14 protein-coding genes and 1 tRNA gene are annotated in these 16104 nt (G+C 66.2%); 12 read left to right on the top strand and 3 right to left on the bottom strand.

From position 1 onward, the window contains the following. The first annotated feature begins 83 nt into the window (after positions 1–83). The 5 genes from ACS8Y6_RS11930 (at position 84) to ACS8Y6_RS11910 (ending at position 4065) form a co-directional block, all read left to right on the top strand. Positions 84–902: a 5'-nucleotidase, lipoprotein e(P4) family gene (locus ACS8Y6_RS11930; protein ID WP_440850934.1), complete on the top strand. Its 819-nt coding sequence runs from the start codon at positions 84–86 to the stop codon at positions 900–902. Next, on the top strand, positions 892–2169 hold the full coding sequence (locus tag ACS8Y6_RS11925) for a phospholipase D-like domain-containing protein (RefSeq protein WP_440855641.1): 1278 nt from the start codon (positions 892–894) through the stop codon (positions 2167–2169). Before ACS8Y6_RS11930 ends, ACS8Y6_RS11925 begins: the two co-directional genes overlap by 11 nt. A gap of 79 nt (positions 2170–2248) precedes the next feature. Next, the gene (locus ACS8Y6_RS11920) at positions 2249–2989 is read left to right on the top strand and encodes a ribonuclease T2 family protein (protein ID WP_440855640.1); all 741 of its coding nucleotides are present in this window, start codon (positions 2249–2251) and stop codon (positions 2987–2989) included. 150 nt (positions 2990–3139) lie between these two features. Further along, positions 3140–3216, top strand: a tRNA-Arg gene (locus ACS8Y6_RS11915). A gap of 39 nt (positions 3217–3255) precedes the next feature. Beyond that, entirely contained in the window at positions 3256–4065 is an 810-nt protein-coding gene (locus tag ACS8Y6_RS11910) for a TOBE domain-containing protein (RefSeq protein WP_440855639.1), read from the top strand. 9 nt (positions 4066–4074) lie between these two features. Here ACS8Y6_RS11910 and ACS8Y6_RS11905 read toward each other — a convergent pair whose 3' ends face one another. Beyond that, entirely contained in the window at positions 4075–4224 is a 150-nt protein-coding gene (locus tag ACS8Y6_RS11905; RefSeq protein WP_440850938.1) for a hypothetical protein, read from the bottom strand. A gap of 104 nt (positions 4225–4328) precedes the next feature. On the opposite strand from ACS8Y6_RS11905, the gene recC reads away from it, so the two are divergent. After that, positions 4329–7793 carry an exodeoxyribonuclease V subunit gamma gene (gene recC / locus ACS8Y6_RS11900; protein ID WP_440855638.1) on the top strand — a complete coding sequence of 1155 codons (3465 nt, stop codon included), beginning with the start codon at positions 4329–4331 and terminating at the stop codon, positions 7791–7793. Beyond that, positions 7790–11518, top strand: a complete 3729-nt coding sequence (recB, locus tag ACS8Y6_RS11895) for an exodeoxyribonuclease V subunit beta (RefSeq protein WP_440855637.1) — start codon at positions 7790–7792, stop codon at positions 11516–11518. The genes recC and recB overlap by 4 nt, the downstream gene beginning before the upstream one ends. 459 nt (positions 11519–11977) lie before the next feature. Here the strand turns inward: recB and ACS8Y6_RS11890 are convergent, their stop codons facing one another. Beyond that, positions 11978–12262, bottom strand: a complete 285-nt coding sequence (locus ACS8Y6_RS11890) for a HigA family addiction module antitoxin (protein WP_440855636.1) — start codon at positions 12260–12262, stop codon at positions 11978–11980. Positions 12263–12295: 33 nt separating this feature from the next. Further along, complete coding sequence (locus tag ACS8Y6_RS11885) at positions 12296–12382, bottom strand: hypothetical protein (protein WP_440855684.1); 87 nt, start codon at positions 12380–12382, stop codon at positions 12296–12298. 503 nt (positions 12383–12885) lie between these two features. On the opposite strand from ACS8Y6_RS11885, the gene ACS8Y6_RS11880 reads away from it, so the two are divergent. Genes ACS8Y6_RS11880 through ACS8Y6_RS11860 form a run of 5 tightly spaced genes read left to right on the top strand, consistent with a single transcriptional unit; the run spans position 12886 to position 15994 of the window. Further along, the gene (locus ACS8Y6_RS11880; protein ID WP_109994584.1) at positions 12886–13122 is read left to right on the top strand and encodes an addiction module protein; all 237 of its coding nucleotides are present in this window, start codon (positions 12886–12888) and stop codon (positions 13120–13122) included. Beyond that, a complete protein-coding gene (locus ACS8Y6_RS11875; RefSeq protein WP_440855635.1) occupies positions 13122–13412 on the top strand; it encodes a type II toxin-antitoxin system RelE/ParE family toxin in 291 nt (96 codons plus the stop codon). Before ACS8Y6_RS11880 ends, ACS8Y6_RS11875 begins: the two co-directional genes overlap by 1 nt. Then, entirely contained in the window at positions 13409–15304 is a 1896-nt protein-coding gene (gene recD / locus ACS8Y6_RS11870) for an exodeoxyribonuclease V subunit alpha (protein ID WP_440855634.1), read from the top strand. The genes ACS8Y6_RS11875 and recD overlap by 4 nt, the downstream gene beginning before the upstream one ends. Positions 15305–15326: 22 nt before the next feature. After that, a complete protein-coding gene (locus ACS8Y6_RS11865; RefSeq protein ID WP_440855633.1) occupies positions 15327–15659 on the top strand; it encodes a type II toxin-antitoxin system RelE/ParE family toxin in 333 nt (110 codons plus the stop codon). 2 nt (positions 15660–15661) lie between these two features. Next, complete coding sequence (locus tag ACS8Y6_RS11860; protein ID WP_440855632.1) at positions 15662–15994, top strand: helix-turn-helix domain-containing protein; 333 nt, start codon at positions 15662–15664, stop codon at positions 15992–15994. Positions 15995–16104 lie beyond the last annotated feature (110 nt).

The following is a 16104-nucleotide window of genomic DNA, read 5'->3' as shown; positions in this document are numbered from 1 at the left end:
CGCTGTGATGTCGGCTTGCTGCCTGTCGCATGTGGCCGGCTCGGCATACTCAATCTCTTGTGAACACGCCCGGACCCAAGCTGATGAAGTACTCGATTTCGTGCGCCACCGCGGCGCTCGTTCTGGTCGCCTTCCTGCCGCCCGCCTTCGCCGACAGCGGCGAGCCGGATGCAGCAACGATCACTTCCAACCCGCACCTGATGGCGGATCGGTACCAGCAGGCGAGTGCCGAAGTCCGGGCACTGCAGCTGCAGGCCTACAACGTGGCCACCCGCCGACTCGACCGGCTGCTGGCCGAACACCAGGGCAAGCGCCAGCCGGCGGTCGTGCTTGATCTCGACGAGACGGTGCTCGACAACTCGCCCTACGAAGCCGCCAGCGTCATCGACGGGTTTTCGTACCCAAAGCACTGGGATCAGTGGGTCGAGTCCGCCCAGGCGCGCCTGATCCCGGGCGCACGCGCGTTTCTCCGCCACGCCAATGCGCGCGGTGTGGCCATTTACTATGTATCCAATCGCTCGGCCAAGCATGAAGCCGCCACCATCGCCAATCTCAAGCGCGACGATCTGCCCCAGGTCTCGACCGACTCGGTGCGCCTGAAAGGCCCGTCGAAGAAGAAGCGACGCGATGCGATCGCCCGGAATCACGACATTCTGCTGCTCGTGGGCGATACGCTGCACGACTTCGACGCCGAATTCGCGGGCACCTCGCTGGCGAGCCAACGATCGACCGTCAGGCGCATGCGCCAAGCCTTCGGTAACCGCTTCATCGTGCTGCCCAACGCGAGCTACGGGAACTGGACCCACGCCCCGCTCCAGGCCTGGCAGCCGCCGCCCGCAGCCAAGGCGACGCCCGCGGCACCGCAGGCCAGCGCGCAACCGGCGGCGTCGAATGCGAATTGATCGGCATCTCGCGCAGGCCGCGATGGGGCTGCTGGGTGTGGTCATTCACACCATCACCGTCGCTGCGCCCGCAAGCGCCCCCGCTATCGCGCCGGCCCATATCCAGATCGTCGAGAGCGTGCCGAAGCACAGCATCTACGGCGAACCCGGGGTTCCGCGCACGCCGGATGTGTGGCGTGCCATGATCGAGTCGGCGCACCATCGCATCGACATCGCGGCCTTCTACGTGGCCGATAAACCGGGCGAAGCCCTGGCACCGGTGATGCACGCCATCGCCGCCCGCGCGCAGGCCGGCGTGAAGATTCGTATCCTCACCGGCCCGACATTCGCCAGCGAAACCAACAAAAGCCTGGCGCCGCTGGCCAGGCTCGCCAACGTGACGATCCGGCGTCTGCCCGTGGACCGGCTTACCGGGGGCGTCCTGCATGCCAAGTATTTCGTGGTCGACGGCCGCGAGGCATTCATCGGCAGCGCCAACTGGGACTGGCGTGCCATGAACCAGATTCACGAACTCGGCGCCCGCATCGACAGCCCGCGCATGGCCCGAACGCTGGACGCCACCTTCGACTTCGATTGGCGCCTGGCCGCTGACGGCGATCTGCCGGCCGCGCGCAAGCGCGCCGCCGAGCCGTCGACATTCGAGCCGGTCACGCGGCAGGCGCCGGTCCCGGTCGCCAACGCTGATGGCCGGCTCACCGGCACCGCATTCGAAGCGTTCTCGCCGCCGACGCTCATGCCCGACTGGATCACCAGCGAACAATCGGCCCTGGTCCAGCTCATTCGCTCGGCCCGTCATGATGTCCACCTTCAGGTGATGACGCTATCGGCGATCAACGAATACGGCGCGCACGGTTACTGGCCAGTGCTGGACACCGCGCTGCGCGATGCGGCCGCGCGCGGCGTTACTGTGAAGATCGTGGTTGCCGACTGGGCATTGCGCGAACCGATGCAGGCCTATTTGAAGAGTCTGACGGTACTGCCCAACATTACGGTCAAGTACAGCCATGTGCCGGCCGCGCCACGCGGTTTCATTCCCTATGCCCGGGTCGAGCACTGCAAGTACGCGGTGGCCGACGGCGACGCGCTCTACATCGGCACCGGCAACTGGACGCGCAGTTATTTCGATGCCAGCGTCGATGCCGCGCTGTTCATGCACGATGCCGATACCGCCCACACGCTCAACGACATCTTCGAACGCGATTGGAACGGCCCGTACCTGCATACCATCGAGCCCGGCGGGCATTACAATCCGCCGCGTACACACTGAACCGTATGCGGATAATCAACGCCCGGCCACCGCGGCCCGCGCCGCCCGACCCGTTCGACAACCCGAGTCAACGCCGCCCATGCGCATTCATATCGCCATCGCCACGTTCGTTGTTGCCGTCGCCGCGGTGGCCACGGCCCAGGCCGATTCGCCGTTGTCGCCGAAAAAGCACGGCGATTTCGGCCACTACACCCTGGCCCTGACCTGGCAGCCGGGGTTCTGTGCCGAAGGCCAGTGCGCGGCCGACCAGAACCACGACGTACGCCTCGGCCTGCATGGCCTCTGGGCCTCGCGCCCACAGGATCTGATCTCGCGCGGCGTCGCCGCCCGGCAATGGTGGTCGCGCGGCTGCGACTTTTATCACCACAGCGACGCGGCCCCGCAACTCGACGGCGCCACGCGGCGCCATCTCGAACGCGTCATGCCGCAGCTCGACCGCAGCCTGCTGACGCACGAATACGACAAGCACGTGCAGTGCTTCGACTTCGATACGCAGCGATTCTTCGCCACCGAACTGGGCCTGCGCCAGCGCGTTACCGACAGCCCGCTTGGCGACTGGCTGCGACAGCATGCGGGCCAGCGCGTCGCACGCGCCGATCTGCGCGCCGAGTTCGATCGCGCGTTCAACACAAGCAAGACCCAGGCCCTGCAGCTGCGCTGCAGCGGGCCGTACGATTCGCGCTATCTGAGCCAGCTCTGGTTCACCATCCCGCGCGCCCATCTGGCCGAATTCCCGCAGGATGCCGGGCTGATGAACGCGCCCATCGCGCAGCACAACTGTCCCGCGCACTTTCGCGTACCGGACTGGCCTTCCGCGTAGCGCGCGCCCCGGCAATACCCGCACCGCCGCAGGGCGCAACGGCGGGCATCGTGCGCGGGCCCGGGGCCACAGCGCGGGCTCATGGGCGGCCCGCATTCGCTCGCGACTTCGTGTTCGCCGGTGCGCTGCGTTAATCTACGCGCTCGGCGCGTCCCCGTAGCTCAGCAGGATAGAGCAGCCGCCTCCTAAGCGGCAGGTCACAGGTTCGACTCCTGTCGGGGACGCCAATTCTCATTCTCGCCGCGCCGGCAACGCGAGTATCGCGCATGGCATCCGATGTTTCCCGCCTCGACGGTCAGCTGCACCTCGGTCCGCGCACCGGCGGCATCGGCGCACGTCGCATCGCCCTGCTCGAGGCCATCGGCCACACCGGCTCGATTACCGCGGCGGCCAAGGCGGTCGGGCTGAGCTACAAGGGCGCGTGGGATGCCGTTAACGCGGCCAACAATCTGTCCGATACGCCCCTGGTGGAACGCAGCACCGGCGGCGTCGGCGGTGGCGGCACGCGGCTGACCGAGCGCGGGCATCGCCTGGTGGCGACCTATCGCGCGGCCGAAGCCGAGCAGGCGCGGTTCCTGGCACAACTCAATCGCCGTCTCGCCCATCTGGCCGGCGACGATCTCAACCTCATGGAGCGTCTCGCCATGCAGACCAGTGCACGCAATCAGCTGCTCGGCCGGGTCACCGCGGTCACCCGTGGTGCGGTCAATGTCGAAGTGGATCTGGAACTGGCCGGCGGCGACCGGCTGGCGGCAGTGATCACCAACGCCAGCGCGGACAACCTGGGCATCGAGCCCGGTGTCGCCATTACCGCGTTGATCAAGGCCAGTTGGCTGATCGTGGCTGCCGGCGATATGTCGGACAGCCGGCTGTCGACACGCAACCGCCTGGTGGGTACCGTCGAATCGGTGATTCGCGACGATGTCGCCTCGGAAGTCACGCTGCGCCTGCCGGGCGGCGCCACACTGGCGGCCGTGATCACGCGCGAATCGGCCGATACCCTGGCGCTGGCCGAAGGCGATACCGCCACGGCCCTGTTCAAGGCCTCCAGCGTAATTCTCGCCCAGGCCGACTGAATAGCACGCCTAACGCGGCTCGATCGGCTCGAACCGCAGCACGCCCGCCAGCGCGACCCGCTTGCGGTCGTCGTGATCGCGCGGATGCTCGATAGCGTTGACTACCGGCACCTCGGCGAAATCGAACGGGCTCAGTCCTTCGCGGCAAACCACACTCACACCGTTGCCAGGCCCAGGTGGCGAATTCGGTGGCAAACGACCGCAGATCGTGGAACGCGCGGTATTCGAGGACGCCCGATTCGCGTTAAATTCTTGGACGGACGATGCCTGGCGGCTTGCATTGCGCCACCAACCCCACTCATTCGACGCTGGCCTGGCGCATGTTCTATCTCTATCACCACAACGATCTGTCGCGGCTGGCCGAGCTGTTCGGCGCGCTGCGCGGGCGGCGATCGCGGGCACCGCTGGCTGTGGATACCGTACTGGCCCCCAACGCCGGCATCGGCCGCTGGCTGCGTATCCAGCTGGCCGAAAGCGAAGGCATCGCCGCCAACATCGACGGTCGCCTGCCCGGCGCGTTCATCTGGGACATGCTGCACGCCACCATGGACGGCGCCGACGCGGGCAATCACTTCGAGCCGGATTGCCTGCCCTGGCATCTGTATGCCGCGCTGCCCGAGATCGCGCGTGAAGTCCCGGCGGTCGCCGATTATCTCGGAGAGCCGGTGGATGAAGTGCGCCGCTACCAGCTCGCCCGCCAGCTCACCGATGTCTTCGACCAGTACCTGATCTATCGCGCCGACATGCTAACCGCCTGGGAGGCCGGCGAGGTGCCGGCGTCCAACCCCGGCCGCTGGCAGGCGCGCGTGTGGCACTGGCTCACGCGCGACCATCGCCTCGGCACCACGCACCGCGCCCGCGTGCTCACGAACTTCATCACACGCCTGGGAAAAGACCCGACGCTGCAACTACGCGTGATCGATTTCTGTCCGGACGAGCTGTATTGCTTCGGCCTGGTGGCGCTCGCGCCCGATCACCTGCGCCTGCTTTACGCGCTGGCCGAGCATGTGGATGTGCATTTCCTGCTGCCGAACCCGAGTGCTGCCTACTGGGGCGATATCACCGCCGGCCGGCTGCCGCTCGATCTGCCGGCGGCCGCCAGCCCGGACGCAAACGCCCTGCTGCCCGGCGAAGCCGCGGTCGAGGCCGGCCACCCGCTGCTGTCCGCGCTCGGACGCATGGCCCGCGACACGCTGCGCGTGCTGTATTCGGACGAATTCGCCGGCATGATCGAGCCCGAGCTGGGCGATCTGATGGATTACGACGTGCCCGCGGCCGACACGCTGCTGCATCGCGTGCAGGCCGATATCGTCGAACTGGACTGCAGCGGCTCGCCGCAGGGCATGGACGACACCGACACCTCGTTCGAGGTGCATGCCTGCCACAGCCCGCTGCGCGAGATTCAGGTACTGCAGGATCAATTGCTGGATCGCCTGGCCGCGGACGACAAGCGCGTCTCCGCCGGCGAAATCGCCGAGGCCCAACGTCTGGCCCCGCGCGACATCATCGTGATGCTGCCGGATGTGGCCACGTATGCTCCGGCGATCCAGGCCGTGTTCGGCGGCGCGCCACCCGATCGTTACCTGCCCTTCGGCCTCGCCGATCGCGCCCGCTCGGCCGCCCATCCGATCGTGACCTGTGTCTCGGCCCTGCTCGACCTGCCGCTGTCGCGCTGGGCGGCCAGCGAATTGCTGGACCTGCTCGCCGTGCCCGCCGTCATGCGGCGCTTCGGGCTGTCAGCCGGCGAGCTGGAACCGATCACGGATTGGGTTGGCGAAGCCGGCATCCGTTGGGGCCGGAATAAGGATCATCGGGCCGAGCTCGGTGCCGGCGCGTTCGAGCAGAACAGCTGGCGCTTCGGGCTCGACCGCCTGCTGCTGGGCGTCGCCCAGTCCGACGACGAAACGCTCACCGCCGGTGTGGCGCCGTGGTCGGATCTGGAAGGCGGCATCACCGCCGCGCTCGGCAAGCTCTGGCGCTTCGAGGACACGCTCGCCACCGTTGCCGACGGCCTGGCCCAGCCGGCCACGCCGGGCGAATGGCAGACCCGGCTCAACGCCATGGTGGACCGGCTGATCGCGCCGTCGATGGACACCCCGGACGAACAACGCGCGGTCGATTCCCTGCGCAACGTATTTGCCCGCTTCGACACGGCCGAAAACTGCACCCGCGACAAGCCGCTCGCCGCCGACCGGCGCCTGTCCTGGCCGGCCGTGCGCGACAGCCTGCGCGCCACACTGGAAACCGCGACCGAGCGCCAGCCGTTCCTGGCCGGCGGCATCACCTTCTGCGGCATGGTGCCGCTGCGCGCCGTGCCGTTTCGCGTGGTCTGCGTGCTCGGCATGAACGATTCGGCCTTCCCGCGTCAGGACGCCGGCCGGGCCTTCAACGTGATGTTCGACGCCCCGCGGCTGGGCGACCGCAACACCCGCGACGACGACCGGCTGTTGTTCCTGCAGGCGCTCACCGCCGCGCGCGATGCCTTCTACATCAGCTATATCGGCCAGGACGTGAATACCGGCGAAGAACTGCCGCCCTCGCCGATCGTGGGCGAAACGCTGGAATTCCTGCGCCGGCATTATTTCGCCGGCGACGACAAGAATGCCTTCGAACGCCGCCTGATTCATCACCAGCCGATGCAGCCGTTTTCGTTGCGCTATTTCTCGCCAGACGAAGACGATCGGCGCGTGTTCACCTATGCCGGCGACTGGCGCGACGCCACGCGCGCGTCCATCGGCGCCCGCGAAGCCCGCCAGCCGCTACTCGACGACAGCACCGCGCCGGTGGCCGAGGCCGTCGAGGCGATAGACCTGGATACGCTCAAGCGCTTCTTCGATCACCCACCGCGGGCGTTCTTTCGCGAGCGCATCAAGCTCAATCTCGAGATCGAGGATCATCAGGTCGACGACGCCGAGCCCATCGCGCTCGACCCGCTCGCCGCCGCCCAGCTCCGTGATCGTCTGTTCGAGACCGCCGACCGGACCGGCGAGGCCGAGATCGACCTCGAACCCACCGCGCTCGAACGCGCCCGCGGCACGCTGCCGCCCCCGCCGCTGGCTGCACCGAACTATGCCGCACAGGCCGAGGCCGTGAACGAACTGCTGCCGATCTGGCAGGGCTGGAAAGCCGAAGGCACACCGGAGACGCTCGACATCCAGCTCGATCTGGATATCGATGAACTCGGCGCGATCCGCGTCACCGGCCGCGTTGCCCAGTGCTGGCCCAACGCCATGCGCCGGCTGCGTACCGGCAAGCTCAAGACGCGTTTTCGCCTGCGCTACTGGATCGAGTATCTGGCCGCGGTCGCGGCCGGCCACGAACTGGATCTACACATGGCCGGTTTCGCGCCCGACAAGAAAACCGCCGAACGGATCGAATATGCCGGCCGGATCGATCGCGACACCGCCCACGCCGAGCTGGCCCATCTCGTGCGGCTGTATATCCAGGGCCAGACCCGGCCGATCGCTTATCACCCCGATCTGGACGACAGCTACAACCCGGACCAGAACAAGGCCTTCGACAACCTCGGCTTTCGCTTCAAGCCAGCGGCGTACCACCCGCACCACCTGCTGCGCGATCCCTACTTCGCCATGCTGCTCGGCCCGCCCGACGCGCCGCTCGGCGAAACCGAGGACGACAGCCCGTTCATTGCGGCCATCGATGCCATCAGCGGCCCCATGAACCAGACGATCCGCCCCGTGGAGAGCGACGCCGAGGCGCCGGCATGACCGACTCAGCCACTGCCAGCCAGCCGTTCGATGCCGCCACGCTGCCGCTATCCGGCCTGCGCCTGATCGAGGCGAGTGCCGGCACCGGCAAGACGTTTTCGCTGGCCGGGCTCTACCTGCGCCTGATCGTCGAAGAACGCGCCTCGGTGCGCGACATTCTGGTGATGACGTTCACCCGGGCCGCCACCCAGGAACTGCGCGAGCGAATCCGTGCCCGGCTGGCCGATGCCGCCCGCATCGCCCATGCGCCGGAACTGGCCGAGCCGGGCAACGCCGAGCATGCGTTCACGCAACAGATCATCGCCGGCTGCGACGAGCCGCGCGAGCCGCTGGCCCGCCGGCTGGCCGATGCCGCCGCGCGGGTGGACGAAGCCACCATTGTGACCATCCACGGCTTCGCCCAGCGGGCGGCGACCGAGAACGCCTTCGAATCCGCCCTGGCGTTCGATCGCGGCGACGCGGTGGACGACCCCAGCCTGTATCGCGAAGCCGCCGCCGACTACTGGCGCGAGCATGTCTTCGGCGCGGAGGGCGCCGCTGGCGACGTGCTGGCGCTCTGGCCCTCGCCGGATGCGTTGTACGAGACCATCCGCCCGGTGCTGTTCCGAACGCATGCCCGGCTCGCCGGTATCGACCACGAGCGGCTGGCCACACTCCAGGCCCAACTGGCGGCGCATTGGCCCGGCACGGCCGAGCCGCTCGCCGACGCGCTGGCCGAGGCATGCGAGCACGACGCACTGAAGAAGAACGACCCGCTCAATGTCGCGCTGGCCGCCCACGACAGCCCGCGCGATGCCGTGGCCGTGCTCGACCGCCAGATCATGGACGCCCTGGCGGCCGGCGCGGTGCCGGCGCTGGGCGAATGGGTGAAGACGTTCGACGATCCCGCGAGCCAGTTCAAGAAAACGCCCAAAAGCTGCCAGGCCTTTGCCCAGCCCCTGGCCGAACTGGCCGCCTTGCCGCTCCTCGCCGAAATCCAGCCGCTGGCCCGGCTGGTCACCATCGACCGCGCGGTGACCGCGGTGCGCGACCGCGCCGCGGCCCGCAAGATCGAGCGCCGCCAGTACAGCTACGACGACCTCATCGTCGCCCTGCACACCGCACTCACCCACGAGCGCACTGGCGCAGCGCTGGCCGATGCCCTGCATACGCGCTGGCCCTATGCCCTGGTGGACGAATTTCAGGACACCGACCCGCTGCAATACGCCAGCCTGTCGCGCATTTACTTATCTTCCGAAGAAAATGGGTCACCCGAACGCGAGCACGGCGCGCTGCTGCTCATCGGCGACCCGAAACAGGCCATCTACGGCTTTCGCGGCGGCGATATCTATGCCTATCTCGCCGCCGCCCATGCCGCGCGCGAGGCGCGCTATACGCTGACCACCAACTTCCGCTCGACCCGGCAGGTGCTCGATGCCATCGAAGCGCTCTACCGGCTGCCGGACACCGATCCCTTCATCGTCTCCGAGATCGACTTCCCGCACGTCGAGGCCGGCCGGCAAACCGGCGACCGCCGGCTCGTCGCCGCCAACGGCCCGGAGCTGAACGCGCTCACGTTCTGGCAGCTCCACGGCAACGAAACCGAGCTGAAAAACGGCAAAATCAAGAATCCCTCCAAAGACGACGACCAGAACCGCCTGATCGAAGAAACCGTCGCCGCCATTGGCCGGCTGCTGAACGGCGACTCCGCCCACTGGCAGCGGGCCGACGGCGCCACGCAGCCGGTCGCCGCCCGCGATATCGCCGTGCTGGTGAACAATCATCGCGAAGCCACCACGCTGCAGACCACACTCGCCGCCCATGGTATTCGGGCGGTCTGCCAGCATCGGGATTCGGTATTCACCAGCGCCGAGGCCGCCGACCTGCGGCACGTCCTGCGTGCCATGGCCCAGCCCGACGACGCCACCGCGGTGCGCGCCGTCCAGCCCACCGCGCTGCTCGGCAAGCGTCTGGCCGACCTCATCGTGCTGGCCGACGACGACCACGCCATGCAGCTCGCCATCGAGCGCTTTCACGCCCTGCACGACGCCTGGCGGGCACGCGGCGTGCTCTCGGCGCTGGAAGAGCTGTTCGTGGCCGCCGCCCCCGGTGTACTCGCGCTCACCGACGGCGAGCGCCGCATGAGCAACTATCTGCAGCTCGGCGAACTGCTGGCCCACGCGGAAGGCCAATGCTTCGGCATGGCCAGCGTCGTGCGCTGGCTGGACGAGCGCATCGCCGCCGCCGAGGATGGCGCGCTCGGCGCCGAGGACGAAAGCCAGCTGCGCCTGGAATCCGATGCCGATCTGGTGCGCATCAGCACCGTGCATGCCGCCAAGGGCCTGCAATACCCGATCGTCTTCCTGCCGTTCGCGCCCTGGCTCGGCACCGCCGGCGCGCCGGACAAGCCGCCGCTGGTCTTTCACGCCCCAAACGACGACGGGGGCGAAGACGACACCGACAGCCAGGCCATGATCGATCTGGTCGGCGACGACCCGGCGAACGTCAAACAGGCCGTGCTCGAAGCCCGCTCGGAAGCCCTGCGTCTGCTCTACGTCGCACTCACCCGCGCCGAACAGGCGCTGGTCGTCGGCTGGCGCGAGCCGGACGACTACGGCACATCCGGCGCGCTCGGCGACCTGCTGTATCGCGATGGTATCGCCGGCGGCGGCGCGCTGGACCGGCTGCAACAAGCCGTACCCGAGGCGATCGCCGTCGAACGGGTCGACGTCAGCCGCCCGGCGCCGGCCGTCGAGCCGCCGGCCGCCATGGACGCGGAACAACTCAGCGCCGCCCGCAGCGACCTGCCCGCGGCCCGCCCGCGCTGGTCCACCTACAGTTTTTCGCGCCTGGCCCACGCTCCGGCCGATACCGCCCCGGCCGAGTTGCCCGAGCCGGGGGCCGCGGATGAACGGGCCAGCCAGCCCGGCGACGCACTGGACGCCGGAGCCGAAGGCGAACTGCCGCGGCTGGATGCTCGCCTGTCCGGCGTGCGCTTCGGCTCGGCCGTGCACGATCTGCTGGAAGAACAGCTCAAGCATGCCAGGCACGGCCCCTGGCCGGCCCCCGGCCAGCCACTCGCCCATGCCCACCGCCGACAGGTCCACGACACCTTGCGTCAATACGGCCTGATCGCCGAGGACGAAACCGACCCGCGAATCGACGACACCGCCGACCTCGTCGCCCGCACGCTGCATACACCGCTGCCCGTCATCGGCCCGCTGGCCGGCCTGGATCGCGGGCGACTGCTCACGGAAATGGAGTTCATGCTGCGGCTGTCCGGCCATCGCCTCGGCGCGCTGGTCGACACCCTGCGCGAAGCCGGCTACCTGCCCGCTGCCCTTGGCGGCCATCCGGCGCAGGTCCTGTATGGACTCATGCAGGGCTTCATCGACCTGGTGGTGGAAGTCGACGGCGCCTACGTCATCCTCGACTACAAAACCAACCGCCTCGGCGACACCCCCGCCGCCTACCGCGACGAAGCACTCGCGCGCGCCATCGGCCGTGCCCACTACGACCTGCAGTACCTGATCTACAACGTCGCCCTGCACCGGCACCTGCGGCGCTGTCTCGGCGAGGCCTACGACCCGGCCACGCATCTGGGCGGCGTGCAGTATCTGTTCGTACGGGCCATGGACGGCGAAAGCGATATCGGCGTGTTTTCCGATCGCCCTCCGATCGAGCTTATCGAGGCGCTTGATGCATTGTTCGACGGGCAAACCGCGGACCGGGAAATACCGGCATGAGCCCCACGCCCCACGCAGGTCGGCTCAGGCCGCAGGCCATAAGCCGACTCGGTGCGCTGCCACCGTCGGATTGGCCTGCGGCCAATCGGACATGAACAGGCGGAGACCTTGAGCGAGCGACAGCGAGCTTGCCTGTATTCTGGTCCCTTGGGCGTAGCGCCGAGCAGCGCGGGCCGCAAGCGGAAAAAGACGGCCGGATGTTTGAGCGTCAGCGAGTTTCCGGCCGTCCCGCTTGCGGTCCGCGGTGGGAGGGAACCGATGCGCAGCATCGGCGCAAGACAGGGTGTCGTTTCCTTTGGTTACTTTCGTTTGGACAAGCAAACGAAAGTGACTCGCGCATCAGCGCGAAACCCCAAGCTGAACGCAACTCATCGCCGATTCAAGTCGCACGCCTCTCAGACCGACCCGGTGGTCCGAACAGACCACAGGCCCGCGAGCGCCTACCTGCATCAAAACGTACTAAGCCGCCACAATCGGCTCGACATGCCGCGTCGGCCGGTGCGCCGACAAATCGTACGTCGTCTGCAAATTGATCCAGAACTCGGGCGACGTATTGAACGCCTCGGACAACAACCAGGCCGTATCCGCCGAAATGCCCCGCTTGCCACGAATGATCTCATTCACGCGCTGAATCGAAACACCCAGATGAGCCGCCAGCGCTTTCTGGCTCAACCCCAGCGGTTCAAGAAATTCGCGCAGCAAGATCACGCCGGGGCGCGTGGCCGTTCTATGTGTCGAAATCATGTCATTGCCTCCAAAAGCATGATGTTGAATCGTTCACGCGTGGTAATCCACGATTGCAACGTCGTGCGCATCCGCACTCTGCCATCGAAATACGATCCGCCACTGGCCGTTGATTCGCATGCTATGAAATGCCCGATAGTCGCCTCGCAACATCTCAAGCCGGTGCCCGACGGCAGGCTTGCCGTGCTCGTCTCGCCTTCCGACGCTTTGGACACAGCGGCGGGCACTGGCGGGCAAAAGTGACTTGCATAGCAGTGCGAAACCCCAACCAGATACCGAACACAAAAACGATGAACACCGATAAAAGCGATTCCATACACTCCTTCACGAAGAAATCTGAACACGCTTCGGAGCAGGAACCGCAGCAAGAGCCCGCATTCGAGCGGATGGTACAACGAGGCTTGGCGGATTCAGCCGCGGACAGAACCTTGTCGAACGCCACAATGCGCGACCGGATCGCCTCATGGCGCCGCTGAGCGCTGTACACACAAAGCCGAACGCCGAACATAGACGAGGTCGGCAATAACCGAACCGTGCACGGGCGGCTACACAATAAGCTCAGACTGGCGTTTGCGGTTTTGAGTCATAATCGGAAGACGACAATGCAGATACCAGAGCGCGATATGTCAAAGCGAACCGAAATGGATCTGGAAAACGACGCGCTGAAAATCCCGCCAGATGCGCGTTTGCGCCTGGCGGCCCGACTGCTGGCCAGCGTGCCCGGCGCGACGCGTTCCAGCCTATCCGAGCAGGCGGCATTGGACCTCGCCGAGCGACGCGCTCGCGAGCTTGATACCGGCGAGAAAACCGCGCTCGACTATCACGACGAGATGAAACGCATTCGCGACACGCTGTCGTAGTGCGGCTCGTCATACACCCCGACGCCGCAGCCGATATTGCCGAGCAGGCGGCGTACTACGCGAGCAAGGAAGCGGGTTTGGGGCAAGCGTTCCTCGACGAAATCGATGCCAGCATCGAAATGATTATGGCTATGCCCGAGGCGTTTCCGGAACGCCACCGCAACTTGCGGATGTTCGTACTGCCGAGATTTCCGTTCTCCGTGCTGTATCGCATCCAGAACCCGACATTGCAGATACTCGTCGTGCGCCACCATGCACGTCACCAAGATTACGGACTGGGCCGCCAATGAATGAATCAAGCACGGGCGACCTGTTCGATTCCGCGCCGGCCGAGTCCAAACCGGCAAAGACGCACGAGCACGCGACCGAAGCGCCGATAGACGCCGTAGCACTCGCCGAAGACACCGGCCTGTCCGATCTGGACAACGCCCTGGCCCACTGGGCGTCCCGCCACGGCGCCGACCGGCTGGTCGCCCGCGCCTTCGCCCTGGCAAGCTGGGCCGTCGCCCAGGGCCATACCTGCCTGGCGCTGGACGCAATCCCGACTGGCTTGATGGGCGCAGTCAACCAAGCCGAACTGCCTACCGCATTGGCCGCCAGCGACCTCGCCGGCGAACCGGGCGAAATCAAACCGCTGATACTGGAAAACGACCGGCTCTACCTGCAGCGCTACCACGCCTACGAAACCAGGCTCGCCAAGCGGCTGCGCGAACTGATGGCGGCCGAGCCGAACCCGGTCAACGTCGACACGCTCAAACCCGGCAGCGGCCTGTTCGCAACGGACAAAGCCAACCCGAATGCCACCAACTGGCAGGCCGTCGCCGCCTTCGCGGCCCTGCGCCACCACTTCACCGTCATCTCCGGCGGCCCCGGCACCGGCAAGACCTACACCATCGTGCGCCTGCTGCGCGTGCTGATCGAAGCCGGGCTCGACAAGAACGAAACACCGCCGCTCATCGCCCTGGCCGCCCCAACCGGCAAGGCCGCCGCCCGCATGCTCGAATCAGTCCGCAAAGGACTGGACGACATGGGCGCGGACGCAAACTTCGATCACGCCGCCGTCGGCAAACACATCCCGCAAACCGCCCGCACCCTGCATCGCCTGCTCGGCCTCACGGGTGCCACGACTCGGCCCCGCTTCAACGCCGACAACCCGCTGCCCTACGATGTGGTGATCGTCGACGAAGCCTCGATGGTGGACCTGCCGATGATGGCCAAGCTGGCGGATGCGATTAGAAACGACGCCCGCCTCATCCTGCTTGGCGACCGCTACCAGCTCGCCTCCGTCGAATCCGGCTCCGTGCTGGCCGAGATCTGTACCAATGCCGGCGTCAACCGCTTCACCGCCGAGCAACAGACCGCGGCTGGCGACCTGATCGCCGAAGCCCGTGAACCGGCCAGCCACGCCCTGGCCGACCACGTCGTCACCCTGCAGACCAGCCGCCGCTTCAACGCCGACAGCACCATCGGCCGGCTGGCCGCGGCCGTGAATGCCGGCGATGTGGAAACCGCTGAAGCCCCCCTCCACGCCGGCCACGACGATCTCGCCTACCACACCCGATCAGACGCCGCCGCCATCAGCCAACTCATGGACCAGCTGGCCGACGACTATGCGAGCCTGATCGAAACCACCGACCCTAGCCTCGCCCTGGCCCAACTCGGCAAACAATGCGTACTCACCGCCGTCCGCCAGGGCCCGGCCGGCAGTGAGACCATCAACGCCGGCATCACCGAACGCTTGGCCCGCCGCTTCGACTTCAGCCCGGCAGACGCCTGGTATCACGGCCGCCCGGTCATGGTGCGACAAAATGACTACCGCACCGGGCTGTATAACGGCGATGTCGGCATTGCGCTATACAACGACAACAGGCAACTTAGAGTCTGGTTCGAGGGGGACAACGGCCTGCGGGCTTTCCTGCCGAGCGCCCTGCCCGCGCATGACTCCGTGTATGCGATGACGATTCACAAGAGTCAGGGATCGGAGTTTGATTCCGTGACGCTGGTGCTGCCCGATTATGACGTGCCGGTTTTGACGCGGGAGTTGTTTTATACGGGGCTGACTAGAGCGCGAGAACGCTTGGCGATCTACGCGCACCGAAAAACGCTTGGACAAACCATTTCTTGTCGCGTCATGCGGACATCGGGATTGGCGGAGCGCATCGCGGAATCTAGCCAAAAGTAATCCATTGGCGTACTCTTCTGGTATGCAGACCATAGCCGAGACACCGGAGTTCTCGCGCAAGATTCGCAAGCTGGTTGGCGATGCCGACTACCAAGCATTGATCGCGTACTTGGCCGAACATCCGAAAGCCGGCGAAATCATGCGGGGCACCGGCGGCATACGAAAACTTCGATGGGCACGCGATGGTTCAGGCAAAAGTGGCGGTGTTCGCGTTATCTATTATTTCCATGACGAACGCATACCACTTTATCTGCTGACGATTTTCGGCAAGAACGAAAAGGCCAACATCTCTCAAGCTGAACGCAACGCCCTGGCTCAGCTTGTCGCGCTGCTCACCAAGGCAGCAGGAGTCTAGACATGAGTGACGCGTTTGAAAGCATCAAAGCCGGGCTCGAACAGGCGATCGCTCATCAAGCGAACAAGCCTAACGAAGTCGTCGTACATGAAATGTCGGCGATGGATGTGAAGGCTGTGCGTAATAAGGTCGGCATGACTCAGCGTCAATTTGCGGCCTCGTTCGGCATCAGCCTGGGCACATTACGGCATTGGGAACGTGGGGACCGGCAGCCGCACGGGCCGGCTCGGGTTTTGCTGAACGTATTAAATCGTCGGCCAGACGCGGTACTTGCGGCGCTCACTGAAGTGGCTAGCGTTGCATCGGCGCACGACGCAAGACCTGACCCTAATTAGCGGGTTGTTGCCACGCTGGATGACATGAACCGGAACGTGCGGAAGCATGACACGCGGACGTCGGGGCATAACTCGACTGGAGCGAAACCGATAGTTGAGTGAGCATAGCA

This window comes from Salinisphaera sp. RV14 (assembly GCF_052044135.1).
In the GTDB taxonomy this organism is placed as follows: Bacteria; Pseudomonadota; Gammaproteobacteria; order Nevskiales; family Salinisphaeraceae; genus Salinisphaera.
The sequence above is the reverse complement of the archived record's forward strand: the minus strand, read 5'-3'. Positions and strand labels throughout refer to the sequence as shown.

Coding starts and splice junctions, on each gene's coding strand:
- ACS8Y6_RS11925 (WP_440855641.1), top strand. CDS start 892: ATGCGAATTGATCGGCATCTCGCGCAGGCCGCGATGGGGCTGCTGGGT.
- ACS8Y6_RS11860 (WP_440855632.1), top strand. CDS start 15,662: ATGAGTGACGCGTTTGAAAGCATCAAAGCCGGGCTCGAACAGGCGATC.
- ACS8Y6_RS11890 (WP_440855636.1), bottom strand. CDS start 12,262: ATGATTTCGACACATAGAACGGCCACGCGCCCCGGCGTGATCTTGCTG.
- recB (WP_440855637.1), top strand. CDS start 7,790: ATGACCGACTCAGCCACTGCCAGCCAGCCGTTCGATGCCGCCACGCTG.
- recD (WP_440855634.1), top strand. CDS start 13,409: ATGAATGAATCAAGCACGGGCGACCTGTTCGATTCCGCGCCGGCCGAG.
- recC (WP_440855638.1), top strand. CDS start 4,329: ATGCCTGGCGGCTTGCATTGCGCCACCAACCCCACTCATTCGACGCTG.
- ACS8Y6_RS11920 (WP_440855640.1), top strand. CDS start 2,249: ATGCGCATTCATATCGCCATCGCCACGTTCGTTGTTGCCGTCGCCGCG.
- ACS8Y6_RS11885 (WP_440855684.1), bottom strand. CDS start 12,382: ATGCGAATCAACGGCCAGTGGCGGATCGTATTTCGATGGCAGAGTGCG.
- ACS8Y6_RS11930 (WP_440850934.1), top strand. CDS start 84: ATGAAGTACTCGATTTCGTGCGCCACCGCGGCGCTCGTTCTGGTCGCC.
- ACS8Y6_RS11910 (WP_440855639.1), top strand. CDS start 3,256: ATGGCATCCGATGTTTCCCGCCTCGACGGTCAGCTGCACCTCGGTCCG.
- ACS8Y6_RS11865 (WP_440855633.1), top strand. CDS start 15,327: ATGCAGACCATAGCCGAGACACCGGAGTTCTCGCGCAAGATTCGCAAG.
- ACS8Y6_RS11880 (WP_109994584.1), top strand. CDS start 12,886: ATGTCAAAGCGAACCGAAATGGATCTGGAAAACGACGCGCTGAAAATC.